Annotated in this window: 28 protein-coding genes, 3 pseudogenes and 1 other annotated feature; of the genes and pseudogenes, 12 read left to right on the forward strand and 19 right to left on the reverse strand. The window is 57.5% G+C overall.

The window, feature by feature from the left end; genetic code table 11:
• Positions 1 to 70: 70 nt before the first annotated feature.
• From LY284_RS33815 to LY284_RS39365, 8 genes and pseudogenes are all read right to left on the reverse strand, one after another.
• Positions 71 to 373: a hypothetical protein gene (locus LY284_RS33815; RefSeq protein ID WP_233391382.1), complete on the reverse strand. Its 303-nt coding sequence runs from the start codon at positions 371 to 373 to the stop codon at positions 71 to 73.
• A gap of 448 nt (positions 374 to 821) precedes the next feature.
• Positions 822 to 1,459 (reverse strand): annotated as a pseudogene (locus tag LY284_RS33820) (sulfite exporter TauE/SafE family protein).
• Positions 1,356 to 1,808, reverse strand: coding sequence for a hypothetical protein (locus LY284_RS39360; protein ID WP_375294343.1), 453 nt, complete (start codon positions 1,806 to 1,808; stop codon positions 1,356 to 1,358). Before LY284_RS39360 ends, LY284_RS33820 begins: the two are co-directional and overlap by 104 nt.
• Positions 1,809 to 1,822: 14 nt before the next feature.
• The gene (locus LY284_RS33825) at positions 1,823 to 2,023 is read right to left on the reverse strand and encodes a hypothetical protein (RefSeq protein ID WP_233391389.1); all 201 of its coding nucleotides are present in this window, start codon (positions 2,021 to 2,023) and stop codon (positions 1,823 to 1,825) included.
• A gap of 113 nt (positions 2,024 to 2,136) precedes the next feature.
• Positions 2,137 to 3,855, reverse strand: coding sequence for an ATP-binding protein (locus tag LY284_RS33830; protein WP_233391391.1), 1,719 nt, complete (start codon positions 3,853 to 3,855; stop codon positions 2,137 to 2,139).
• A complete protein-coding gene (locus LY284_RS33835) occupies positions 3,842 to 5,347 on the reverse strand; it encodes an ATPase domain-containing protein (protein ID WP_233391393.1) in 1,506 nt (501 codons plus the stop codon). Before LY284_RS33835 ends, LY284_RS33830 begins: the two co-directional genes overlap by 14 nt.
• 117 nt (positions 5,348 to 5,464) lie before the next feature.
• Complete coding sequence (locus tag LY284_RS33840) at positions 5,465 to 6,985, reverse strand: helix-turn-helix transcriptional regulator (protein WP_233391394.1); 1,521 nt, start codon at positions 6,983 to 6,985, stop codon at positions 5,465 to 5,467.
• A gap of 532 nt (positions 6,986 to 7,517) precedes the next feature.
• Positions 7,518 to 7,820: pseudogene (locus LY284_RS39365) on the reverse strand (transposase); the annotation flags it as partial.
• Between the two features lie 83 nt (positions 7,821 to 7,903).
• On the opposite strand from LY284_RS39365, the gene LY284_RS33855 reads away from it, so the two are divergent.
• The 5 genes from LY284_RS33855 to LY284_RS33870 all read left to right on the forward strand — a co-directional run bounded on the left by LY284_RS33855 (position 7,904) and on the right by LY284_RS33870 (position 10,066).
• A complete protein-coding gene (locus tag LY284_RS33855) occupies positions 7,904 to 8,287 on the forward strand; it encodes a hypothetical protein (RefSeq protein WP_233391399.1) in 384 nt (127 codons plus the stop codon).
• The gene (locus LY284_RS39370; protein ID WP_375294322.1) at positions 8,288 to 8,545 is read left to right on the forward strand and encodes a Fic family protein; all 258 of its coding nucleotides are present in this window, start codon (positions 8,288 to 8,290) and stop codon (positions 8,543 to 8,545) included. It abuts the gene before it with no gap.
• Positions 8,546 to 8,828: 283 nt separating this feature from the next.
• A complete protein-coding gene (locus LY284_RS33860; RefSeq protein ID WP_014253220.1) occupies positions 8,829 to 9,233 on the forward strand; it encodes an MbcA/ParS/Xre antitoxin family protein in 405 nt (134 codons plus the stop codon).
• Entirely contained in the window at positions 9,230 to 9,505 is a 276-nt protein-coding gene (locus tag LY284_RS33865) for an RES domain-containing protein (RefSeq protein WP_081478307.1), read from the forward strand. Before LY284_RS33860 ends, LY284_RS33865 begins: the two co-directional genes overlap by 4 nt.
• Positions 9,506 to 9,664: 159 nt before the next feature.
• Positions 9,665 to 10,066: a hypothetical protein gene (locus LY284_RS33870; RefSeq protein WP_233391400.1), complete on the forward strand. Its 402-nt coding sequence runs from the start codon at positions 9,665 to 9,667 to the stop codon at positions 10,064 to 10,066.
• 502 nt (positions 10,067 to 10,568) lie between these two features.
• Here LY284_RS33870 and LY284_RS33875 read toward each other — a convergent pair.
• From LY284_RS33875 to LY284_RS33895, 5 genes are all read right to left on the reverse strand, one after another.
• Positions 10,569 to 10,991 (reverse strand): PIN domain-containing protein, encoded by a 423-nt coding sequence (locus tag LY284_RS33875; protein WP_014253221.1) that lies wholly within the window; start codon positions 10,989 to 10,991, stop codon positions 10,569 to 10,571.
• Entirely contained in the window at positions 10,988 to 11,230 is a 243-nt protein-coding gene (locus LY284_RS33880; RefSeq protein ID WP_014253222.1) for an AbrB/MazE/SpoVT family DNA-binding domain-containing protein, read from the reverse strand. Before LY284_RS33880 ends, LY284_RS33875 begins: the two co-directional genes overlap by 4 nt.
• Positions 11,231 to 12,207: 977 nt before the next feature.
• Positions 12,208 to 14,154, reverse strand: a complete 1,947-nt coding sequence (gene rpoD, locus LY284_RS33885) for an RNA polymerase sigma factor RpoD (protein ID WP_014253223.1) — start codon at positions 14,152 to 14,154, stop codon at positions 12,208 to 12,210.
• A 102-nt stretch (positions 14,155 to 14,256) separates the two neighbouring features.
• Positions 14,257 to 14,472: a hypothetical protein gene (locus tag LY284_RS33890; RefSeq protein WP_014253224.1), complete on the reverse strand. Its 216-nt coding sequence runs from the start codon at positions 14,470 to 14,472 to the stop codon at positions 14,257 to 14,259.
• 150 nt (positions 14,473 to 14,622) lie between these two features.
• The gene (locus LY284_RS33895) at positions 14,623 to 14,904 is read right to left on the reverse strand and encodes a hypothetical protein (protein ID WP_014253225.1); all 282 of its coding nucleotides are present in this window, start codon (positions 14,902 to 14,904) and stop codon (positions 14,623 to 14,625) included.
• A 976-nt stretch (positions 14,905 to 15,880) separates the two neighbouring features.
• Here LY284_RS33895 and LY284_RS33900 point away from each other — a divergent pair.
• From LY284_RS33900 to LY284_RS33915, 4 genes are all read left to right on the forward strand, one after another.
• On the forward strand, positions 15,881 to 16,084 hold the full coding sequence (locus tag LY284_RS33900) for a cold-shock protein (RefSeq protein ID WP_008344606.1): 204 nt from the start codon (positions 15,881 to 15,883) through the stop codon (positions 16,082 to 16,084).
• A 215-nt stretch (positions 16,085 to 16,299) separates the two neighbouring features.
• The gene (locus LY284_RS33905; protein ID WP_081478308.1) at positions 16,300 to 16,527 is read left to right on the forward strand and encodes a hypothetical protein; all 228 of its coding nucleotides are present in this window, start codon (positions 16,300 to 16,302) and stop codon (positions 16,525 to 16,527) included.
• A gap of 98 nt (positions 16,528 to 16,625) precedes the next feature.
• The gene (locus LY284_RS33910) at positions 16,626 to 16,913 is read left to right on the forward strand and encodes a hypothetical protein (RefSeq protein ID WP_014253226.1); all 288 of its coding nucleotides are present in this window, start codon (positions 16,626 to 16,628) and stop codon (positions 16,911 to 16,913) included.
• Positions 16,914 to 17,191: 278 nt separating this feature from the next.
• A complete protein-coding gene (locus LY284_RS33915; protein WP_014253227.1) occupies positions 17,192 to 17,434 on the forward strand; it encodes a hypothetical protein in 243 nt (80 codons plus the stop codon).
• A gap of 279 nt (positions 17,435 to 17,713) precedes the next feature.
• Here LY284_RS33915 and LY284_RS33920 read toward each other — a convergent pair whose 3' ends face one another.
• Positions 17,714 to 17,998 carry a CsbD family protein gene (locus LY284_RS33920; RefSeq protein WP_041733674.1) on the reverse strand — a complete coding sequence of 95 codons (285 nt, stop codon included), beginning with the start codon at positions 17,996 to 17,998 and terminating at the stop codon, positions 17,714 to 17,716.
• A 127-nt stretch (positions 17,999 to 18,125) separates the two neighbouring features.
• On the opposite strand from LY284_RS33920, the pseudogene LY284_RS33925 reads away from it, so the two are divergent.
• A pseudogene (locus tag LY284_RS33925) lies at positions 18,126 to 19,375 on the forward strand (IS3 family transposase).
• Positions 18,427 to 18,543, forward strand: a sequence feature (AL1L pseudoknot). Its footprint overlaps the pseudogene before it by 117 nt.
• A gap of 62 nt (positions 19,376 to 19,437) precedes the next feature.
• On the opposite strand, the gene LY284_RS33930 reads toward LY284_RS33925, so the two are convergent.
• Together LY284_RS33930 and LY284_RS33935 are read right to left on the reverse strand one after the other, a co-directional pair.
• Positions 19,438 to 20,241, reverse strand: coding sequence for a transglutaminase family protein (locus LY284_RS33930; protein WP_233391402.1), 804 nt, complete (start codon positions 20,239 to 20,241; stop codon positions 19,438 to 19,440).
• Between the two features lie 55 nt (positions 20,242 to 20,296).
• The gene (locus LY284_RS33935) at positions 20,297 to 20,734 is read right to left on the reverse strand and encodes a transglutaminase family protein (RefSeq protein ID WP_233391404.1); all 438 of its coding nucleotides are present in this window, start codon (positions 20,732 to 20,734) and stop codon (positions 20,297 to 20,299) included.
• Between LY284_RS33935 and LY284_RS33940 the strand changes: the two genes are divergently transcribed.
• Entirely contained in the window at positions 20,715 to 20,888 is a 174-nt protein-coding gene (locus LY284_RS33940) for a hypothetical protein (protein WP_233392104.1), read from the forward strand. The two genes, LY284_RS33935 and LY284_RS33940, sit on opposite strands and share 20 nt — an antisense overlap.
• Here the strand turns inward: LY284_RS33940 and LY284_RS33945 are convergent.
• Complete coding sequence (locus tag LY284_RS33945; RefSeq protein WP_309243237.1) at positions 20,818 to 21,087, reverse strand: transglutaminase N-terminal domain-containing protein; 270 nt, start codon at positions 21,085 to 21,087, stop codon at positions 20,818 to 20,820. The genes LY284_RS33940 and LY284_RS33945 overlap by 71 nt on opposite strands.
• A gap of 388 nt (positions 21,088 to 21,475) precedes the next feature.
• Between LY284_RS33945 and LY284_RS33950 the strand changes: the two genes are divergently transcribed.
• Positions 21,476 to 21,985: a hypothetical protein gene (locus LY284_RS33950; RefSeq protein ID WP_233392106.1), complete on the forward strand. Its 510-nt coding sequence runs from the start codon at positions 21,476 to 21,478 to the stop codon at positions 21,983 to 21,985.
• A gap of 235 nt (positions 21,986 to 22,220) precedes the next feature.
• Here LY284_RS33950 and LY284_RS33955 read toward each other — a convergent pair whose 3' ends face one another.
• On the reverse strand, positions 22,221 to 22,439 hold the full coding sequence (locus tag LY284_RS33955; protein WP_041733679.1) for a hypothetical protein: 219 nt from the start codon (positions 22,437 to 22,439) through the stop codon (positions 22,221 to 22,223).
• Positions 22,440 to 22,702: 263 nt separating this feature from the next.
• On the reverse strand, positions 22,703 to 22,906 hold the full coding sequence (locus tag LY284_RS33960; protein WP_008344589.1) for a cold-shock protein: 204 nt from the start codon (positions 22,904 to 22,906) through the stop codon (positions 22,703 to 22,705).
• Between the last annotated feature and the right edge of the window lie 900 nt (positions 22,907 to 23,806).

Here is a 23,806-nt window from a genome sequence, read left to right on the forward strand (position 1 = left end):
GCAAACGCAAGTGCGCCGCTTGCAAACTGTATCTCGGCTGCGCGACCCGTCGGCAGAGATCGGGCATGCCTTAAAGAAGGCTCGAACGACCAGGACGTCGTTCGTCGACCTGTTCGGGCGAGAAGGCGAGGCAAGTCAAGTCTTCGTTGAGCTTCTCGAGCCTCGTGAGTAGGTCGGCCACTGCGGAGAACTGGTGACGCAGAAGGTGACGGCTTAGCAAAAGTTGCTCGAGGCGCCTGCGCCAATAAAGAAGCGGGAGAGCCGAATTGGGCTCGTGAAGGACCGCTTCGATGGCAAGTCGAATGTGGGCAATGTCGGCGTCGATCATACGGAGTTCGAATGCGCCGACGATGTTGCTGTCGCGGGTATCCATGTCTCGATAACGGCACCGACGCTCCATTTCTGAAGCGCAATCGACATTCTACGAAACTTCCAAAGTGGCAAGTTGGTCCGGTCACGCGAAAAGCTCCTCTCACAATCCTCAGGAAGTTGGCTCAAGCCAGGAAACCGACGTGGTCGCTGCGAAGCTGGCGCCAAGTCCGCGCTACCAGCCGTCAACCGGAGGAGAACTCGGTGGGAGACTCCGCTCATCGAAGGGCGGAAAGGAGCCACGGCCTTCACCAACGCGAGCGCGAATACCAACGGTATGAGCCCTGCAGTACTAGCTGATGTCTGAGCTGAAGTGCGGGGGCGCCTTCGCGCGTTGCGTCGCCCCTTGAGCGAGCCTTGTCGACCCGGATCATTTCAGCTCGCGACTCGCAACCGTGTCGTTCGAGGCGACTGACTTGGCACTGATGTCTTGCGCAGGGTGCGCCTAAATCTCAGCGAGTGGCGGCCCACAGCAACGACAGGCCTGAAGACACCATCAGCGCATCGACCAGAACTCGGAATGTGTTTGCCGACATGCGCGCGACGATGCTGCGCGCGCAAAATGTGCACGCCATGATCGACGCGCCGGTGATCAACCCCTGCACGACAATTTGCGCCGGCAGGGCGCCGAAGTGGTGAAAGGCGGTGACGTTCGCACCGTACACAGTCAGCGAACCGGCTGCTTCGGTCGCGAGAAATGCGCCCTTCACAAGACCCTAGTTCATGAAAAGCGGACCGTGATCGGTCCGGTCGATACGACGATACCTGTCCAAAATCCGACCGGCGCGCCGATGAAAGCGAGTTGGAAAACTGGGAGGCGCATGGCTCGACGGGCAAGCCACCGCCGCGTGGGCACCATAGCCAGAAAGAAAAGACCGAGCGCGAGTTCGACCGCGTGCGGCGGCAGCGCGAGCAGTGTGCGAACGCCTAGCATCGCGCCGGACGCGGCCGTCGCACTATACGCGACGCGCGCTTTCCAGTCGATCTCACGCCACCACGACAAAACCTTGCCGAGATTGACCATGATCGCCATGATCGGAACGGCCTGTTGAGGGCCGTAGATGATCACGAGTACGGGCATCAGCAGCATCGACGAGCCGGTGCCGATCACGCCGCTCAGAACACCAGCCATCAAACCCACACTCAATACGATCGAGTATCCCATCAGGGTCTCCGCGAACCAGCGCAGATTTTAAAGGCAGACGGGGCGGGTGACTTCGCCTCCACGAATCGTGGGAAACGCGATTCGCGCTCGACAGCGGACCACCCACCACACCCGACAGCGAAATGCCGAGAAAGAACAGCGCGCAGACTTGCGAGCGCGGCCGCGCCGGAAGCCAGAACGTCAGATAGAAGACAACGCCCGGATAAAAGCCCGCTTCCGCCACGCCCAGTATGAAGCGCGCGATCAGGAATTGCTGCTCGGTCGGCACGAACATCTTGACGGCGGAAATCAGCCCCAGACAATCATGATGCGCGCTATCCACACGCGTGCGCTAAAGCGTTGCAGCGCGAGATTGCTGCGAATCTCGCAGAGGCAGTAGCCGATGAAGAAGATGACCGCGCCGAGGCCGAAAGCGCGGTCGGTCAGGCCTAGTTCGACCGACATGCCCGCCTTCGCGAAGCCGACGTTCACCTTATCGAGAAACGACACGATGTAGAGGATCAGCAGGAAGGGCAGGCGTCCATTCCATCTCCATCAGTGAAGCGCATTGTCGTCGATGCATGAAAGAGACCCCCTTGCGGACAAGCCGCGCGCGCAGATCTCTATCGACTGACAGGTTGATCGCCTGTATGTGCCCTCCGATCAACGCCGCTTGCTTCCATCAGTAATCGGGCAAGTGCGCTCGACAGCTGATGCTGTTGGTATGGCTTGTTCAGTCTTGGCCATCTCTCTTCGTCGCCGACCGGCAACTCTGCGTATCCGGACGTGATCAGGACCGGGATGCGAGGTCGTAGCTTTTGAGCCAGTTCCGCGAGCTGCGCGCCCGTCTTTCCTGGCATCGAGTAGTCGGTCACGATGATGTCGATTGAGGCGTCGTCCGCCAGCTCCGTCATGGCGGCATCGGCGCTGCTTGTCGGCACTACCCTATGCCCCATGTCTTCGAGCAGGAACGCGGTGCTGTCGAGAATAAGCGGATCGTCATCGACAAGCAAGACAGTAAGTGGGGCTGTACGGGCCTCAGCCCGGCGTGACGACGTCTCCTGGCGGAGGGGAACCGAGTGGACATCCGCAGCCACCGGCAGAAGAATTTCGGCGGTCGTGCCCGCGCCGGGTTTGCTATGAAGCCGCAATGTACCGTGCAGCTGCATCGCAAGGCCATGTACCATGGATAGACCCAGGCCGGTCCCTTTGCCAAGTTCCTTCGTCGAGAAGAACGGCTCTCGCGCCCTCGCCAGCGTCTGAGGATCCATTCCGGTGCCGGAATCGATGACCGCGAGCCGAGCGTAAGTCCCGGGTCGAAGTTCAATGTCATGGTCCAGGGAGACAAGCTCAGCAACGATCGACAGCTTGCCGCCGCCAAGCATCGCGTCGCGCGCATTTACCACGAGGTTCAAGATGCCGAGCTCGACCTGGTTTGCGTCGATGAGCACCGGCGGCAGCGATGACGGAAGACGCAGAGCGAGCTCGATATTGGACCCGGCCGCGCGAACGATCAGATCGGCCATGCCGCGTAACAGGGCAACGAGTTCGCGCGGCTTGACGTCCAACTCCTGCCGGCGGGCAAAGGCGAGCAAGCGCTGCGTAAGCGCTGAACCACGTTCCGCCCCCTGTAGCGCGTTCGCGACAAGGCGGCGCGAACCGGTGTCGCCTACACGTTTTGACAGTAGCTCGAGATTGCTGATAATCGCCATCAACAAGTTATTGAAATCATGAGCCACGCCGCCAGTCAGCTGCCCCATCACTTCCATCTTCTGTGCCTGACGCAGGAGGTCTTCGGTCCTTTGACGCTGCTCCATTTCCTCGAACATCAATCGATTCGCCTCTTCTAGCTGCGCGGTACGAGCCTTTACCCGCTCCTCAAGCGAGTCATTGAGCAGGCGCAATTCGTCAATTCGAGCGCGTGCTTCGTATTGGCGCAAGCGCTCGCGCAACGCAGTGCGCGCGACGCTGAGGAATGTCGTCGGGTGGAATGGACGTTCCAGGAAGGTTACGTTGTGCAGGATCTCCAGCAACTCATTTGCTGCGGGGTTGTGCTCCGGGCGGCCGCCGTGCTGCGTGAGGAGGATGAAGGGAAAATCGGACCAGCTTTGCTGCGCAAGCACCCAGGCATGGACGCGGCGCATATCGGCGTGACGCAACGCTTCCTCTGTCACTACCGCAAAACTGGCGTGATCTCCGATCGCGCCCTCGAATTCGCCAAATGTATGGCACACGACTGACGGGATATCAGCATCGCGTAACAGATTGGCTGCAAGCAAGCCGTCCCGTCCACGGGGCGCAAAGATGATTGCCCACGTGAAGCTTGGTTCAGGTTCTGCCATGGTTTTCTGTCCGGGATTCCATGAGTGGCGCCGACGTGCCTACGAATGTCGGTACGCCGCGCAGAACGCCCTGAAACTGGTTAAGCGGGTCGCCTAGCGACAAGCCAGCGCCGCCAATCCGAAATTCCCGTATCGCGTCCTCGTGTGTTCCCGTGCGCTTCTTGATTACCGACACTGCGCGACGCACCTTTCCCATGGCCTCGAAATAACGAAGCAGTATGACCGTGTCCGCAAGGTAGGTCACGTCGACGGGCGATTTCATGTCGCCGACAAGACCATGTTGAGCGACGGTCAGAAACGTTGTCGCCCCGGTGCGGTTCAGATACTGGAGCAGCTCATGGATGTGGAGAATAAGTGCATTCTCTTCGGGCATAGCCGCCTGATAGCCGTTCAGACTGTCGATCGCGACGGTTTTCGCCTGAGCATGATCGACCGTCTCGCGCACGCGATGCGCGAACTCACCTGGCGACAGTTCGGCGGCATCGAGTTGCTCGATGTGCAATTGCCCGGCATCGCGCATCGTGCGAAGATCAAAGCCCATACCTTTCGCCCGGTCGAACAACAGGCCGAGTTCCTCGTCGAAGATGAAGTAGGCAGCCTTTTCACCCCGCCGGACGGCCTCCGCGATATATTGAAGAACGAAAGTGCTCTTGCCTGTACCGGACGGCCCGATGATCAGCGCGCTTGAACCTTGAGTCAGCCCACCGCCGAGCAGAGTATCAAGTTCCGCAATCCCACTTTCGATGGTCCGCGGCTTGTGTTGAGCACGATGTTCTGATGCCACGAGTCTGGGAAACACGTGCACACCGCCTGTCCTGATAGTGAAATCGTGGAAGCCGCCACGATACGCGCGACCACGGTACTTGGATATGCGAATGCGTCGTCGCTCGGCTCCATAGCTGGGGGCCAGTTCCTCGAGCTTCATCACACCGTGGACTACGCTGTGCACGGTACGGTCTACGCCCTCCGTGGTCAGGTCGTCCAGCAGCAGCACCGTGGCGTGATACTGAGAGAAGAAGCGTTTTAGCGCCATCGCCTGTCGGCGATAGCGTTGCGAATTCTGAGCGAGCAAGCGGATCTCCGACAGGCTGTCAAGCACGATGCGGGCGGGCTTGATCTCTTCTATCCTGTCGCAGATCCGTTTCACCGTTTCCCCAAGCTCGAGGTCGTATGAATGGAACAACGTCTGATGCTGGTCGGTTTCCACACCTTCTGGAGCGAATTCAAAAATGTCGATTTCCGGGCCAAGCGTCCAGCCGTGGGATGTGGCACCTGCGCGGAGCTCATCTTCGCTTTCCGACAGGCTGACATAGAGCCCGCGTTCGCCTTGTTCGGCGCCGGTAAGCAGGAAACGCAATGCTATCGTCGTTTTCCCCGTACCTGGATTGCCTTCGAGCAGAAAGACCCTGCCACGGGCAAGGCCGCCCGAGGTGACTTCGTCGAGGCCTGGGACGCCAGTTGCTGCGTCGATTGTGTCAAATTCATTGTTCAACTCCGGCACCTCTTGCAAAAATATCCTGGCTTAACCACCCGCAGAATCCCCAGATGCCCACCCGGAAAGGCGGCGGCTCCCGTTTTGCTGCGGAAATCGCGGCGGCGCCTGCGAGCGTCAAGGCGACTTTTGACGGCTGCGACTTTTCTTTATTGGACGGGCAGGGGAGCCATCAGGAAACCCCCGCCTTCGGGCCCAGATGATTGCCTCACTACGTCGATGCAGGCCGAGCTTTGCATACAGGGAGGTCACGCGATTGCGAACAGTATTCGGAGAAACGTTCAATTGCGCTGCGATCTCTTTGTCAGTAAAGCCTTCGCAGAGCAAAGAAAGAACATCACGCTCGCGTGGTGACAGATCGGAGAGCTCAGCGTCGATTTTTCCGCTTGGTCTGCTTCCGCGCAGAGTGTCGAGCTTATCAATGATTGAACGACTGAACCATGAAGCATCCTGCATAACGGCTTCAATCGCCGTGATCAGGTCCGTCTCTGTGCGCTTGCGATCAGTGATGTCCTGGAAGACCATCAATACGCATTCCTGACCGTGTATAGGAACAGCCTCGGCAGAAACGAGGCAGTCCAGTGCTGATCCCTCCCGGGTTCTCACAGTGAACTCGGCGCTGCGGAGGCTTCCACCTTTAGCCAGCACTTGCTCGATGTCGGACTGCGCGTCCAGTTGATCCCAAAAACTCGACTCGCCCAACGTATGACCAAGTATTTCTTCGGGTGTGAGGCCCGTGAAAGAGAGGAATGCATCGTTGGCCTCAAGAAGGCTCAATGTATCTCTGGCGTACACGATCATGGGGATGGGTGCCATCCGGAACGCCTTTGCAAATTGTTCCCCGCTCCGTCGCAGCGCATCCTCCGCCTTTCTGCGCGGCTCGAGATCCATGAAGGTAAAAAGCATGCACGGGTCGTCACCCATTTCCATGGGCTGGCCGGCGACGATGACAAGCTTCGTCTCGCTCTTCGGAAGCCGAAGCACGGCCTCCATTTGCGGAATGGTCCGGCCTGCGGTCAGTCTCTCGATCGCAAGCTCCTTCTGATGCGCGCCATCAAGAACATCAAGTTCATAGACGGACTTGCCGAGGACCTCTGCGCGCGCGTAGCCGGTCATCTCCAGGAAGCCTTGGTTGACTTTCACGAAACGAAGGTCATCCAGCCGGCAGATTACGGCGGGGGCGGGGTTGGCGCCGAACGTCTTTTCGAACCGTTCCTCGGCGCTCGCCCACTGGGTTGCGTCATGGATGACAAGCACAAGGCAATCTGGCTCGCCCTCCGAATTGGTGATGACCAGACTGCGGACTCGATGCACCCAGCGCGGCTCCTCCTCGTCGGCCTGTGCGACTTCCACTAGTACGTCGCTAAATTCCTCGCCCGCTACGACCCGGTCCAGCGGATAGTTTCCTGATCGAACCGGGTGATTGTTTCTGTACCGCAACTGGAAGCGTTGACGGTATTCTGAGACCGTTGTCCCCAGTTCGGCGATGTGCTCCACGCCGTGCATATCCAGGGCAGCCTGGTTGGCCCAGCGAATCTTTTGGTCGGGCTCAATCAGGATGACACCTTCACTCAAGCCCGCGATGATCTGCTGGAGTTGGTGGCGGTCGGTATGTGGGCGTTGTGCGGGCGAATCCATCAAGCTACCTTCCTATAGTGCGCACCGCTGACGGGTGCCTCACTTTCCTTCCGCCCGCGCGGCGCATCTTGAGCGGGGCCGCAGCACAGGAACAAGTCCTGCGCGACTTTGAGTGTGGCAGGAATTATGTGCGAAGGAAAATCCTACCGATAGAGTCAGATGCACCTACCATTTTGGGTGCATTTGCACATTGACTTTTGGTAGTCGGCCCTAATTGCGGCGGGCTCTGCTTAATTGAGAAGTATTTACAGTGCCTGCTGTCGAAAGTGAGTTGGAGGTCGTTGTGCAACGCCGAAAGAAGGTCTTGCCGAGTGAGGCGCGGGGCTCCGTTAAGGAAGCGATTGGAAAAGTAAACGGTGATGTTAAGGCCGAGGCCGAAGGCGCCGCCGAAGTGAAAGCGGCGCGCGAAAGAAACGGCGAAGCATCGCATTGCGACGATCAAAAGGAGAAGGAGAATCCCGCGCGACGAAACTGCAGCTCGACTCGGAACACGATCAAATAGCCGGTTCGCTTGCATCCGCTTCGCGGCAGCGACGTGGTCCTCGAACTGATCACGCTGTTTGCGCTGGATCACGTCCAGCTCGTCACTCGCGCGCTTGTGGATGGCGGCCATGCGCCGAACAAACATGTCGGCGAGATCGTCGCGGGCGCGCACGCGCATGCGGTTGAGCAGCGCGACGATCAATGTGTAGCGCTTCTCGGGCAGTGTGTCGTTCCTGAGGGCCGACGCATCGAGCGCCATCGTCTGATTCGCGAGCGAGCGCAGCTTCGAGGCGGGAATGCCGGCGACGGCCAGTGAAAAATCGCCAATCTCGTCAAGCCAGGCAATCTGGTTGTTCAGCAGGAGATCGATACGGAAGCAGACTGCGACGGACGGCAACTTGCTCGACATGAATCAGAACAAGCGCATGGCGGAGAATGTTCACCATGCACTCGGCTTTACAACGCATGCTCGAAGCGATCGACACCAACAAGGCACAACTGCACGCGACACGCCCGCTTTCCCCTCCCGCCGTGGCATCGCTGCAGCAAAGGCTGAGGCTCGAATGGACGCCTGATGCGAACGCAACCGAGCACCACACGCTCTCACTGCGCGATGCCCAGGTCGTACTCGACAATTTGAAGATTGGCGACAAGTCGCTACGGCAGCACTGCGGGATCATGGGCCGTTCCAACGCGATGCGCTACATCGAGAAGTTCCTCGCAACCAAGAGCCAATCTCGACCTGGCAGATCCGCAACATCCACAACGCCGTGCCCAAGCGCCGCGTCGGTGAGGAGGCCTGTCGCTACCGTCATGTGAATGTGGCGATCGCCGACGCGCGAACCACGCCGCCTGACTTCCTGGATCTTCCGGGCCGAACTGGCAGCGTTCGTCGAGTGGCATGTGAGAGCAGGGGACCTGCATCCCATCGAGCACGCAGCGGAACTTCATACGCGGCTCGTCAGGATCCATACGTTCTTTGACGGAAACGGAAGAACAGGTCGCCTGCTTCTGAATATCGAGTCGATAAAATCGAGCTATCCGCCGGCTGTTATCCGCAATGCAAGCTACGTTTGACATAAAAGGAATTATCGCATTTATTAAGTATGCAGATGTATAGTTCGATGGTTCCGTTGACCGTGCATGGTTTCACGTGAAATGTCACTATTCACGCGCCAAAAAAGCACAAAAAATGCACTGATCGACCTTTTGTTGTCCATATTCTGGCGGATCTGGCTTCCGATGTTTAGCCGACGCGTCAGCACGTGCCCGTCGATAACGGAAACGCCAATATTAGTGCTCGAAAGTGGCACCCTATATTTATGCTAAAATTGTGCTAATTATGTGCTTGGAGCGAACCATGAATTCGGATACCGGTGCCATTCCCAGTGCGGATGTGAGCTTTGACCGTTTCATGGCGTCATTACGCGATCCCGAAGACCCGGCTCCGATTGTCTCCGCTCGACGCTTCGGCGAAGCCTTGCATATCGACTTGCAAACCCTTGCCCAGCAAGCACACGTACATCGGAACACGATCAGCCGGCAGCCTGCATCCGAGAGCGTACAACGATTCCTCCGCGACGCTCTGCGGGTCATTCGCGCGGCCACGGATATCTCAGGCGACGTCACGAAGGCGCTGTTCTGGTATCGAAACGAACCGCTGCCCGTGTTCACCTACAAAACCGCCGAGCAATTGGTGTCCGAAGGTCGGGCCGATGACGTCCTTCGCTACGTTTCGTCGCTCGAGGCGGGCGCGGCAGGATGATACTCACAGAATTGGCCGGGGTAACTGTCTATCGTATGCATGTTCCCAGGTGGGCTGTTGCGCCGACCAGCGGCGCGGGTGCGGGAACGCATGGCGGTCGCGCGAATCGTGTCGGACTCAATGCGCTCTATCTGGCCCTGGACCACGACACGGCCATCCGAGAGTATCAGCAGCTAACGTTTTTGATGCTGCCGGGGACGTTGGTCAGCTACAACCTCACGGCCGCTCCGATAGTCGACTTCACGGGCGGATACGAAAGCGGAAAGTGGTGAGCTCGACGGAAATCGGGACATCGGGCTTCCTCGCCTCGCCGACGGAATCAATATCGATACTACGCGTGACGTCAACGCCGAAACTTATTAGCTACTTCAAGCTTTGTGGTGAGCTAGAATACGGTGCAGTCGTCACCAAAGAGCACCTCACCATTTCAGATGGAAAGCTGGGTAGGAGAGATTGAACGTGAGTGGAAACAACTTCGCAGCGCTGACCCGATACTGGATGTCGAGAAATTCTTCAAGCACGTGATTGCCGCGAACAAGACCGGCTTTCTCTCGCTTGAGTCACTGGCCGCCATAGCGAACGCGCTCTTGACCAGCACCCTCTCGGGCGCACCACTCCTGGGGCGTCGCCTTCTCGATCGGGTAGGTGTGAATCGCCATCCGACGTTGCGCGTCGCACTTGCCATCTCGCTAGTCACATCGACCGGCGAACACGCGGACTACACAACTGGCAACGCGATCCTTGAAGATGTGAAAGGACGACACCGCCGAGGCTCGGCTTCGTGGCATCGCCGCGGCAGCTCGCAGACAGTGCACGGATCGGCCGGGGCATAGACGCAGACGCAAATCTTGCGCGCACGCTGTAGGAACGGGCAGTGGATCTCGGCCACAAGGCTTCCGCACATAACTTGGGGTTGTATTGGGAGGGAGCATGGGGCGCACCGGGCACGGGAGCGACGCTCAATCGTCAGAAGGCCATCCAGATGTATCGACGCGCAGGTAATGACGTAAGGTGCCTACGCCGACTTCAAGCGCTGCAATAGATCACTTGCCGTCCTCTCCTGTTCCCTCTGAACAAGAAGTAGAGGACGTCTGCAGCGCGCGTTTCGGGGAAGAAGGGTTCAGGAGATCGTGTAGCGAGCACCGCTCACTTCGCTCGAGTGTGCAGTAGCAGCGTTGACATGATGTTGCTCCTCTCGGCACACGAACATGTCTCGGCGCCCGTGAGTCCGTACCGAACATACGGGTTGCCCCGCACAACACCTCTGTCGGTCCCCACTGCGTCCAAATGCAAGGAATGCTTTCCTCGATACCGATCGAACCCTCTTTGGTGTGTTCAAAGAAAGGGATTAATCACGGTCAATCGGTCGAAAATGACTTGACCGTGGTGCATGTCCTCGCTGTAGAGAACTTCGCAATCGTTGAGCAGCGCGAACGCGATAATGCAGGAGTCATAGAACCTAAATCCGTAGTGCGCTGCGACGCGGCGTGCTTCTTTGTGAACTTCGAGAGTCAGCGGCACGACTTCGCAAAGCACCTCGACATCTTCCAGAATGCTCTCGATTTCCGGCCACGGAAGGCCCATTTTCCGGCTCATCACGAGCGTGACCTCATTCATCACCTGAGTGCTAATGACTGGTTTCGACTTCTCGCCAGCCACTAACTCCTCAGCCTTGTCAGCCTTCGCAGCATCGTTAGAAAACAAATAGACGATGACATTGCTATCGACGGCAAATCGGTTTGGCGCCGCGACTGTCATTCGGAGCTATCCCGTTCACTGAGCGATTCCCGATCGAACTTGAAGTCCGCGGGGAGCCGTCCCCGATATTGCCGCAGGCGCTCGATACGTTGTGCAACGGTCGGCTTTCTCATCACCGAAAATGCGCCAGTGTTGTGAGCGTAAATCTCGATATCGTCTCCCTCCTTCAAATCGAGGGCGTCGACGACGCTCGCAGGCAGTCGCACGGCAAGACTGTTACCCCATTTTGCGACCTGCATGATCAGCTCCTTGGATACACGTAGGGACAATTGTATATCCAGACGCGTGTTTCCTCAAGTTAGACGATTTGTGTGGATCGCTGGGCGATCGATTGCCGTATGCCAACGCCACGCGCACCCAATGCCGTTTGACCGACGCGAACCTTGGCCGACTCGTCCAACTCAGCGAGGTCGATAGCCAAGAATTTCAGGGCCGCTTGCCTTCAAATATCGGATCAAACTTTGCCCTCCGCGGAGGCAGACATCAAACCGCGTCGCGTAAAATTGCGATCAATCATCGCTTGTCGTGCGCCCTAGCCTCAGATGGATTCAGCTGTATCAAATCGCTGCGTCGAGCACGTTTGAAGAATCAATGGATCTCGTTTGCCGTTTCCAATTCCGCTTCATGTATTTCGAAGTACGAATGCATGTTACTTATGTCAAATATTGGACGCTATTACTTCTCGAAGTACTTGCGAAATCATTGAGACCGGTGTCTGCCAATTTCTGTTATCGACGAGAACGGACACCTTCCTGCAGCGCTTTTCGCGGCGGTGAGTAATTTCAATCCGACGACAGAAAGGAGCGGCGCATTGCAAGTTTGGGGGCAATGGCGTTAAAGAAGTGTTCGACGTTCATCGCCTCATCTTCGCCGCCTGGCGTCGCGCGTGAGCTGAGCCGCCTTCGTAGGCCTCGTCCTCCGTCTCAAAGCGAAGGTGGCTGTCGCAACGAAGCTGGCTGACGTTTGGCCCGCTCAAATCAACGTCGACACATGCATAAGTGAAGCCACCGGCAACTAGCGGTTGAGCAACAACATGGAATCATGGCTTCAAACTTTTAACATCTGTGAAATTGCGAACCCCTGTAGTGGAGAACGAGCGTATCAAGTGAGCAGCTACCAAATGGTCTACGATGTCGCTCTCTTGCACGATTTTCTCCTCGCTGTAAAGACAGTTGATAGGTCAAAAGCGAACCTTTGCATTGACGCCCTCCTATGTCTAGCGATCAATGAACGAGCGTAGCTTATCTGCGCGACTAGGATGCATCAGTTTGCGGATAGCCTGGCTCTCGATCTGACGAACGCGTTCCCGCGACACGCCCAGATGCGAGCTTACTTCGCCAAGTGTGAATTCGGTGGGCACATTGATGCCGAAGCGCATGCGAAGCACTCTTGCCTCGCGTGGCAAAAGCGTGTTCAACGCATCGTCGATGGCGACACGCATTCCGGTCCGCACGACGACCTCAAGAGGCGATTTCACGTTCGCATCCTCAATCAGGTCCCCGAGCGTTGCGTCAGCGTCATCATTCGCCGGCGTTTGAAGCGAGATCGGATGCATCGCCATCTTCTGAATGCCCCGGATTTGAGCCTCTGGTAATTCCATACGTTCGGCCAAAGCTGCGGGCAGCGCGGGCTTGCCAGTGTGCTGCCGAAGTTCATTCGAAATTCGGTTGAGCTTGTTGATAATCTCCATCATATGCACAGGTATGCGGACGGTGCGCGCCTGGTCCGCGACCGCGCGCGTGACCGCCTGGCGAACCCACCAAGTTGCATAAGTCGAGAATTTCCAGCCGCGCTTGTATTCGAACTTGTCGACGGCCTTCATCAGGCCGATGTTGCCTTCCTGAATCAAATCCAAAAAATGTACGCCGCGATTCACATATTTCTTGGCGATCGAGATCACGAGGCGCAGATTGGCCTCGATCATCTCGTCTTTTGCGCGCCGCATGCGTGATTCAGCAGCGAGCAGATGCCGACTGGTTTGCTTTAACCGCTGAATCGGCATTGCCGCATGCCGTTCGATATCCATCAATTGGTACTGCTCGGCCCGAACAGCGGCCACGCTGCGTTCCAGCGAAGCGCCATAATCGAGCGATTTCGCAGCGGTTTTGGTCGTCCAGTCGAGGTCGGTTTCGTGGCCGGGGAACAATGCAATAAACTGCTCACGCGGCATGCTACACCGGTCGATCGCAATGCTGGATATTCGCTGCTCGATTTGACGCACGCGCGCCAGACGCTGCTGCATGTCGTCACAAGCCTGGCCCACTATGCGAGCTGTGAAGCGCACGCGCCCCAGTTCCTTTCGAATGGTCTCTAGAGCATTCGGGGCATGGGTCTCTCCCGCTTCGCGCAACTGATCGACGCACTCGCGTACCCGCCCAAAGAGCGCAAGTCCGTCGGTCATTAGTCGCGTCAACCGCAACTGGTCCGCATTGTCCTCGGCTTCAGAGTCGCTTTGGCAATTGTGGGGCGCAGATTCGTCGACCTCCGCCGCTGCTGGCATGCTCTCGTCATCGATACCGTCGATCATTTCGTCGATGCCAAGCTTGCCCTCCGCAACTAGTTGAGCGCTTGCGAGGATCATCGAGATAGTGGGGGGACAGGACGCGATCGCCTGAATCATCTCATTCAGACTATCTTCGATACGCCGGGCAATCTCAACCTCGGCCTTACGCGTCAGCAACTGCTTTGCGCCCATCTCGCGCATGTACATGCGCACTGGATCGGTGGTCCGGCCGAATTCGCTATCCACAGCGGAAAGCGCAAATTCATCGTCTTCGCCCGACTGATCGTCAAGGGTATCGTTCGAAACCGCGTCGTCGAGCAGCAGCGTTTCGGTGCTGGGCGCGTGCTCGTAGACGGCGAGACCCATTTCATGGAAGGCGCGTGAAATATCTTCGACCATGGTCATTTGCGCAAGGTCGCCGGGCAAATGATCATTGATCTGGGCATGTGTGACAAAGCCTTGATCCTTGCCGATACGGATCAAGGCGCGTATCGCCCATTCGTGTTCGTCTGTGCCTTGCTGCCGATCCGACTTCACGGGATCTGCAGAAATAGGCGTTTCGACCAGCGGCCAACCTGCCCTTTTTAATCGTCGCGATGCTGACATTTTGCGCGTAGCTTGCGGATCTTCCGCTGCTTCCTTTCGATGCGAACTGGACATTCTCTTCTCACGACGAGCGTCTTTGCTAATGTGAGAACGTCAACCAGAGGCGTGATGGCCTTCGCAGACGAGATCACGGCGTTTCAATCCACGGACGCCAACTCAACCGAAACGAACTTGAAGCCATTCCTGCGCCCAGTTCTTGGCAAAGGCAACGGCTTCATCACGCAGGTCGAAGCCGGCGAGGTCGCCGCTCACAAAAAGCTCCGTTTCACCTCCGTCCTCATTGTTGGTGCAAATGCGCGCATGCGCCATATACTCCCCATCGGCTCGGCGTGGTGTCGGATCGATGCGAAAGTTGCAGGTGTTGGGTTGCATATCGTTTCCTCCCTGATCGCCGCGAGAAGCTCCGAATCGCGGCTATTACTGGTTACGACACGAGGCTTTCCAGCAGGTCTCGATTGAAGCGACTCACGTCGTGCTGGCCATTCCGTGTAGTATTTGACGCCGCGAAGGGTACTCGCAGTTCTAGTCAAGGAACGTCCTTTCCTGCGGACATGTATCGATCATCTGCTCGGCGTATGCAATCGATGCGCGCCGCGCGTCGCCGGCGCTCTGGAACGGCTCGTCAGGACTTATCTTGAAAACACGACCGCGCGATGTGCCGGGCTTCGCCGATGGTTCCTGAATGCGCACGGCAGCATCAAATTCGTCGTCGTAGTGGTGTGCCTGTCTGGCGACGGTGGGCCGATGCGGAAAGACGAGCGGATAAATTTCTAAGCCACGATAAAGACGGACTTCGGGTGTCATTGAATGATCTCGCGCCGCACTCATGCGGCAAATAGGTAAAGGTGAGCAGAGCAGTATCGGCAATGCTGGCAAAACTGACCGCGTTGCACGGTCTCCGATCTGACGCCGATCCCGTTTAGGGCCGGCGGTTGAGCGCTGACGAATGCTGCGAAAAGGCGCTCGGCTCTCTGGATTCACCCATCCTACGCCGTTCGAAGATTTTGTATAGCGAAATTTCTCTCTGAATCCTCGTCATCGTGGACAAAGTGGGGGCCGGTGGGCCTGCGCGCTGTTCTGTAGCTCAGAATCATCTGACTCGGCTCTCTAAACGCGCGAGAGTCGGCACGCCGGTCCTAATCGGGAATCTCGACCTGTTAGACTGACAAGCGTCGATACTTCTGACAATGTACAAGTGGAACAATGCCCCAGGCGGATACAATGAAAACCCAGGCGACTTTTGTTCACGATCGCGGGCTTAGAGGCTTCTCGCACTTGCTCGAGGAAATGCGTCTGCATTCGTCGGCAAGGACTGTTCGACCTGCGCGCCCTTCGGATTTGACAGCGAGCCAGAATCTGGTCGCCGAAAGAATTCCAAGAAAGGGCTCGGTATTCCGGTTGTGACGCCGTCCGTAACACGCTCGCCCCAGGACACTTTAGATCAACGAAATAAATACTCTTTCGAGTCCGTTTGACGCAGCGCCGCTGATGTGCAATTCGCGTGTTGGAGCCGAATCTGAAATATCCGCCCTGAGCGCCGACAGCGAATCGCAACGCGCCGCCATCTTAAGGCCAGGCGATCGTGTAAGTCGACAATGTGAATAAAACAGGGTCCTTGACGCACCGACGCCGAGGTGATATTGTGGGTCGCGAAAATTCAAGAATTCGATTGCTGTTCATCAATAGTTCCGTTCCCCTCCGCGGTATTCGTTGCCCTCTCCTTCCTTGATGCTTCCGCTGCTCCTCGTGGAGCAATATCTCTATTTTTTCAAGGACGATCATGGACACCGGCATCGTAAAGTGGTTCAACGACAGCAAGGGCTTCGGCTTCATCACCCCGGATAGTGGCAGCGACGATCTTTTCGCACACTTCTCCGAAATTAGCGGCGAAGGTTTCAAGACGCTCGCCGAGAACCAGAAAGTGAGCTACGAAACAAAGCGCGGCCCCAAAGGTCTGCAGGCAGCGAATATCAAGCCGCTTTAACGCAATGTTTCGCCCGGCGTCGCGACGTGGACGCTCGGGCTCATCGCCCGCCGCCGAGCGGAACCCCGCCTCCCCCGCCCTCTGCGTCTCCTCCTACCCTGGTAGGACGCGCTCTAAAGACGCCCTCGCTTATCACGACGCGTGCCGCCCGATGCAGATCCATGCGCCGATCATGGGGCGCGGCGCGCGTAATCCTCCATATATAGAACTACAAAATGCAAACCCAAAATTCCCATCATCACTATCGCGGCTACGCCGTTCATCCATCTGCGCATCGCCTGCCAGACGGTTCGTTTTCGTCGAACCTCCTGTTGTCACGCCTGCGGTCGGGGTCTGCCGATGCGCAGTACCGATTTTTTTCGCTCGACTATTTCGCCAGCGAACGTGAGGCAATCCGACACTCCTCTGATTGGGCCCAAAACTGGGTTGACAACTGCGGGTAGTCGTAACGCTGACTCCGCCGAAGCGGACCGCTACCCGCGCGAAATTTAATCCGGGCACGCATTTGCGGGTATAGTGGGAACGCCCTTGGAGAAAGATCATGTCAACCTTGCCGCCTCGCATTTACAAGGGCTTCGAGCTGCACCCCCTTGTCTTCGCACGCAAATTCGATCAGTTTGACCGGCATTCCCGCTATGACGAAGGCTTTGAGGTCGCGGTACGCGTGTCCCGTCAAGAGGCCGCTGGCGCGGCCGGCGCGAGCCGTGTATTCCGGTTGAAGCTGGCGGCGGCAATCTCAGATTTCGGCGCTGCACGACGTGCCGCATGGCAGCAAGGCGAGGACATCATCGATGGAAAGATTGATGGCGCGGACGTCAGCGATCTGTAACCTCAGGTTTTCTATACGTCCAAACCACATGAACACCTTATCACCGCCATTTGATCGAGCGAGACGCTTGCCCTTGGCCGCTGGACTGAATCAAGCGAGAGCGCTACGTATTTGAGAGTTTGGATAACGAAATGTCTTGCGAAAGCCGATGCGCTTCGCGCGATTCGGTCCGGCCATAGCGCCTGTGCATGCGCATGCGCATGCACAACTGGCGATAATCAAAACCGCTACCGCACAACCCCATAAAGAGGCGCGTGATTTACTTCAAGGAGCGTCTCATGTATCGCATCATTCCCTATCGTGGCTTCGAGATTCACGTCGCGTTAGCAGTATCCGCCGAAGACTTGTATGACGTGACTTTACAAATTAAGGGCGGTGGCAATCTCGGCGTACTCGGAGCGCGCGGCCACAGCATCAAAATTCATAACGGCCCGTTCACACGGAGATGGTCTTATCTCATTGCGGAAAGCGCCGGGCAAGCTGCGATCGACGCGCTGCTTGGCCCCTCGAGCGCGGACTAACCGCAGGCTCCAATTCAGGGCCATGTGCGCATCCAAGCGCTATTGAATATGCCACATCCGCAATCTAAATGACCGACCGAAAACGAATCAGCATAGCCGAGAGCAACGAACCCGAGATCCCCAAGCTCAGCGAAGACCAATCTGCCGAGGACGCCTTGCTTCGCGGCGACCGCGATGCTGCCCTTGGCGGTCGCCCGTACGATAAGACCGTCGCAAACCTGCCCGATAGATCGACGGCCGCCACACGCCAGACGGCGCTGGGTCTCGCCTGCTCTTGCGTCAAGCCTTCTTCGCCTCGGACCGGGCAGCAATAGGTACGGTCCAACTCGCGCTATCGGTGTGACTCGCATCTTCGCTCAGATCATCCATCTGCTTTCTGGCCTGGCCGCCGACCCGTTGAGCGTCACGCTTGGCGTCCAGAACGGGATCGTCCGTTGCTTTGCCAACACCCTCATTGACTGAACCTTTCTTGCTGTTCACCTTTTCCCCGAAAGCCGTCACTCCCTCTTCATTCGCCGTCGTCTTCCGTGGATATTTCCACGCAAGGCGGGCTACTTTAAACATGCGCGCACCGATGCCGGTGGTAGTAAAAACTGACGTCCCGTCGAATGCTTACCGGAGACAAGCACTCGATTACGCTTTGAAGCGCACTGGGTTTTCCGGAGACCTCAACTCCTGAGAGAATGAGGAAATGGAAAACATCGACAAAGCAACACGGAAGACAGCGCCGAAGTGTTCGGCCGAGGTGCGCGAGCGAGCGGTTCGTATGGTGTTCGAGCACCGTTCGGAATACGCCACGCAGTGGGAAGCGATTCAGTCGATCGCCGGGAAGATGGGCGTTCGCGCGAGACCCTAAGAAATTGGGTCCGTCAAGCTGAGAGCGATCGTGGTGAGCGAGCAGGCCCTGCGAGGCAAGAGGAAGATCGGATCCGCGAGCTTGAACGAGAGGTCCGGGAACTGCGCCCGGCGAACGAGATCCTGCGTAAGGCCTCGGCCTATTTCGCACAGGCGGAGCTCGACCGCCGACCGAAGCGATGATCGCATTCATCGACGATCACCGGTCGGCTTACGGAGTCGAGCCGATCTGCAGAGTATTGCCGATCGCCCCGTCGACTCACTACCTGTATGCGTCGCGGCGCGCTGATCCACGTAGGCTGCCAGCGCGGCAACGGCGTGATGTTTTGTTGTGCCAGCACATCCGCCGCGTTTGGGAAGAGAACTTTCGCGTGTACGGTGCGCGCAAGATCTGGCGACAGTTGCTGCGCGAAGGATTCAGAATTGCGCGTTGCACCGTTGAACGGTTGATGAGGCGACTGGGCCTGCAGGGTGTACAGCGGGGTAAGTCGATGCGAACCACCGTGCTCGATGAAAGCGCGCCTTGTCCGCTTGATCATGTGCAGCGTCAGTTCAAGGCGTCAAAGCCCGACGCACTGTGGGTTTCCGACTTCACCTTTGTCGCGACTTGGCAAGGATTCGCGTATGTTGCCTTCATCGTTGACGTGTTTGCGAGACGCATCGTGGGATGGAGGTTGTCGAGTTCAGCGCGTACCGATTTCGTATTGGATGCGCTGGAGCAAGCACTACACGAGGCCCGACCAGCAGAAGGTTAACCGTTTGGTACACCATTCGGATCGCGGGTCGCAATACGTTTCCATTCGATACACGGACCGGCTAGCTGAAGCAGGGATTGAACCGTCAGTCGGCAGCGTAGGCGATTCATACGATAACGCGCTCGCTGAAACGATCAACGGCCTATACAAGGCAGAAGTTATTCATCGCCGTGGCCCGTGGCGTAATGTGCAGGCGGTCGAACTGGCGACGCTTGAATGGGTGAACTGATTCAATCACCGACGTCTGCTTGAACCTATCGCCAACATCCCACCGGCCGAAGCGGAAGCCCGTTACTATGAGCAACTCGCTGGAGTGCCGATGGCTGCGTAACTCCAGCAAAACGGTCTCCGAGATTCCCGGTGCGCTTCACCCCGCAACCGAGTCGTTCGGGCTCACAAGGGTGCGCAGTGGACGTCGAACTTGATCAGCTTGGTCGGGCCGAACGTATTGCTGATGGCGACATCGGCGGCATCGCGACCTCGCGCCATCAGCACGCGGCCAATACGCGGCACGTTGTTGCGCGGGTCGAAGGTCTGCCATGAACCGCCCACATAGGCTTCGAACCAGGCCGCGAAATCCATCGCGCTATACGGTGGCGGCACGCCGACATCGCTGATGTAGCCGGTGCAGTAGCGCGCCGGAATATTCATCGCGCGGCACAGCGCCACGGCCAGATGAGCGAAGTCGCGACAAACACCCTCGCCTTCCTCAAACGCCTCGAACGCGGTCTTGGTCGGTCGTGCGAACCCGTATCCGAACTTGATGTGGTGATGCACGTAGTCGCAGATCGCCTGCACCCGATCACGCCCTGGAGCAGTCGGGGCGAACAGTTTCCACGCCATGGCGGACAACAGGTCGGTTTCGCAATATCGGCTGCCGAGCAGAAACACCAGGCATTCATCCGGCAGCGTCTCGACAGGATGCTGATGCCCGACCGGCTCGCGCGTCTCGGGTCGATCGGAGATTTCAAGCAATGCGCTGGTGGACAATGAGATCAGCCCCGACGGCGCGACGATTCGGCTGCACAGATTACCGAAGCTGTCGCGATACTGCGTGATCGGCACGGGTGGATCGACCACCAGCAGATCACCTGACAGCACGTCCTGCGCGCGGGAGAAGTGCGTGTTCAACATCAGCATCATCGGGGTCGGCTGCGCACATTCATAGATCAGTTCATAGCCCACGCGGAGTTTCATCGAACCATCCTTGCATTGAGAAGTCATGGGGCGCGGAGGCGCAAAGATGTTTCCATCAATTGTCTTCAGTTACGCTCACGTCTACGTCGAGACTCCGGAACGAATGCATCGCGCCGTGCCATGTTCCCCACAGCGGCAGCGCCTGATCCGAATTCGATCCTACAGCCACACGAATCAGATGCCGGTTTCCGATGATGCTGTTGGTCGGATCGAAATCTACCCAGCCGGCACCGGGAAGATAAATCTGCAACCATGCGTGCGTCGCACCGCCGCCCAAGGTCGTGTCGTGGTGCGGCACGAAGATATCGCCGCTGACAAATCGTGCCGCCAGGCCCAGCGAGCGGACCGCATCCATCATGAGCACCGCGAAATCCCTGCAACTGCCGCTGCCCAGCCGTAACGTCTCGGCGGGTTGGTTGACGCCCTTCTCGACTCGCCGCACGTACGTGAAGCTGTTCTTGATCTCGAGCGTCATGCTGCGCAGCAAGGTCATCGTTTCGGTCGAGCCGCTCGGTCTGATGAAACGTCGCGCCCATCCGTCCACATCGTCGGTGAGGATCGGCCGGCTTCGCGCGTTCACGAGATTCGACGCTTCCTCGCTGGTGTACGCGAAGGGCCACTTCGACGGGTACCCTTCCAGCGAATAATCGGGCGTGGCGCTTCGTAGTGTTCGAGTGTCACCTCGCTTCGGAAGACTAATTCGGACGCCTCACCCGAGAACGTGACGACTGCGACCGAATTGTCGAATACATCATGCAACCAATGCAGGCGATCGGGCGTCGGGCTAATCAGCAACTGCGTACTCAGAAGACGTAGATCATGACTCGCACGCGGGCGGAACATCATGCGATGTTCCCCGAAGCGCACAGGCTCTGAGTAACGATAGGCGCCTTAATGCCTTAATGTGGCACTGTGAGACGTTTGGGGGCTGCTCATTGCGTCACGCCATGACGAGACTTGGCGACCATTTCGCTCCCAAGGGGTCGATCCACGGAAAATGCGCCAATGAATCAACCGAGACTCGGAAGCGCGTCAAATACCCGGAACATCGAATGAAAAATGCAGCTTCTACCGGACGGCACGATAATACCTTCGAAAGCGCCGACATGAGGTAAGACTGACCCACGCATGAGAGCATGCAAGTTACGGCGGCACTTCGGCTATTTCTTCTTCGTAGCGCTCGTCGATCCCGAAGTCTTCAGAAACGGGATTTTGAACGGATCGGCCACCGGAGATGACAGTTTTTTTGTTTGTTTGGGCTTTTTTGCTTCGCGATTACTTCGCATTTGACCTTTTGCCATTTTTGCGCCCCTGTGTGTCGGCCACGGAACGGACCGCCATTTGGTCCATTCTGAGCGCATTTTTAATCGCTGTCGCGATCTATTTAATTGGCTCGACGACAAGCCCCGAGAGCCGTGTCCGCAAATTCTCTCGATGTATCGCCCGTCGAAGTCTGACGATTGTTCTTGCTTTGTTCCGCCATGCGGCGCACGCTCGTCTGGCTGACTGCACACGCTGCGGCCTTCACCAACCTTCCCTTTTATTTTCGAACATCAACATGCAAAAACGAATCCCGACCGACCCCGCCGCGCCGTTCAGAAAGCAAGACCTCACGGCAACTCAAAAGGCTCGCGCAGAAGCCTTGCGGCAGGCAGAGTCCGACCGTGCCGAAAAGCGACTTGAGAACGATGCGCGCATCGACGTCAATGCCGCGAAGTGGCGTTTTCTCTCATCGACGGACTAGATCGCTTCAAAGCTTCCCTCAGACGATGTATCGCCGCGACGTACTTGTTCTGCCATTCCGGTTATTTTGGCGAGATGCGTCGAGCATTTTAAGAGCAGCACGGCCTGGAAGCGCTTGTTCGGGATCGTTTGCCGGACGATAAGGTCGCCGTCCGACCGAAGGAGAGGACGGTTACAGACAGATCGCATGATGGAAATGCCAACGTGAGCCGCTAGATCAACTCCATTGGGGCCGGCTAACGGCTTACCCTCACCGCCTGCCGTCGTGCGTGAGCCGAGCCGCCTTCATAGGCCTCGTCCTCAGTCTCAAAGCGAAGATGACTGTCATAGCGGATCTCGCTGACGTTTGAACCGCTCAAATCTACATCGACACACGCGTAGGTGAAGCCACCGTCAGTAAGCGGCTGAACCACAATATGGAATTCATGGTTTCCAACTTTCAACATGCGTGACATCGAGAACTCCAGTAGTGGTGAGCCATCGTACCACGCGATGAAGAATCAACCCGCACTCTGGTCGCCGCGGCTTCGCACGGTTACCAAAGGCCTATGCCGATCCCGAGGTAACCCCTCGGGGGTCTTAGCCTTTACGATATCCAAGTCCTCAGGAGTACTATTCAAGGCCCGACGGGCAATACCCGGTCGAGCAGGCGGACGAAGTCTGATTACCCCAGCACGAAACTGCCGGCTCCCCCACGCGGAGTCGGCAGGAAGGCTACTTAGATCGGCGTGATGTTCGCGGCTTGCAGACCCTTAGGGCCGCTCTTCGTCTCATAGCTGACCTTTTGATTTTCTGCGAGCGTCTTGAAGCCTTCGGCGCGAATCTCCGAGAAATGCGCGAACAGGTCATCGCCACCCTTGTCGGGTGTGATAAACCCGAAACCCTTACTGTCGTTGAACCACTTGACGGTGCCGGTATCCATGAAACTCTCCTGAAGATGGACGAACAAATGGGACCGCGAGACAAGTCCCGGAATAAAGGATCAAGGAGGGAGAGGACAACGAACACCGCAGGCTGCGGTCAATGATGAGCAGCAATCGCGCTTCTTGAAGACTTCCCAAGGAAAATTACGCCTCGCCTCGAAAACCGTCAAGGTCTTTCGGCTGGCCGGATGAACCGGATGGGCACCGAAGCGATTCGTCTAACTGCACGTTCCTTGCCCCCGATGGGTCCGCGGGTCCGGGACAGCACATCCCGTTTACCGCGCGACCCTCACCGGCATTGCAGGTATAGTGGATCTTCAACCTCGAGGAGACGCTCCTGTCAGCATCCCCGCCCCTTCTTTAAAAGGGCTGAACTTCATTCTCCCGTGTTCTCGCGCGCATTCAGCCGCTTCGACAGGCATTCGCGCTACGACGAAGGCTACGATGTCGCGATTCGCATCTGTCGCCCGGAGACATTGGGGAGGCTGGCACGAGCCGCGTCTTCAAGCTCGATCGGCTAGATTGTTGACGCAAATGCCCGTTTGATCCACATGCCGAACTTCGTGTGGTCCGGCGCGCTCGATGTCGAATCGTCGCTGCGGGCAGGAGTTCGCGGGAAAAGACGGCTCAGTGCGATGCTGGCATACGGATCAATGGGATGTCGGCATCAACATGAGTGAACTCCCAACTTCGGCCCGCACCGGCCGGTAGGCAAGGCAAAATGGCCAGGCAGCTAAGCGACCGTCGCGCGAGCCGGAGCGGACAGAGCGCAGCTAGATATCGACATCGCTGGGCTGCCATTTCCATGCATGACGACGTGCAGATTCCGCTGTACAAAATTCACAGCGAGGGTAGGATGAAGCTACTGACTTTGTAGCGGCCAAATCTCACTGCCTTCC

The organism is Caballeronia sp. PC1, assembly GCF_021353155.1.
GTDB lineage: Bacteria > Pseudomonadota > Gammaproteobacteria > Burkholderiales > Burkholderiaceae > Caballeronia > Caballeronia cordobensis.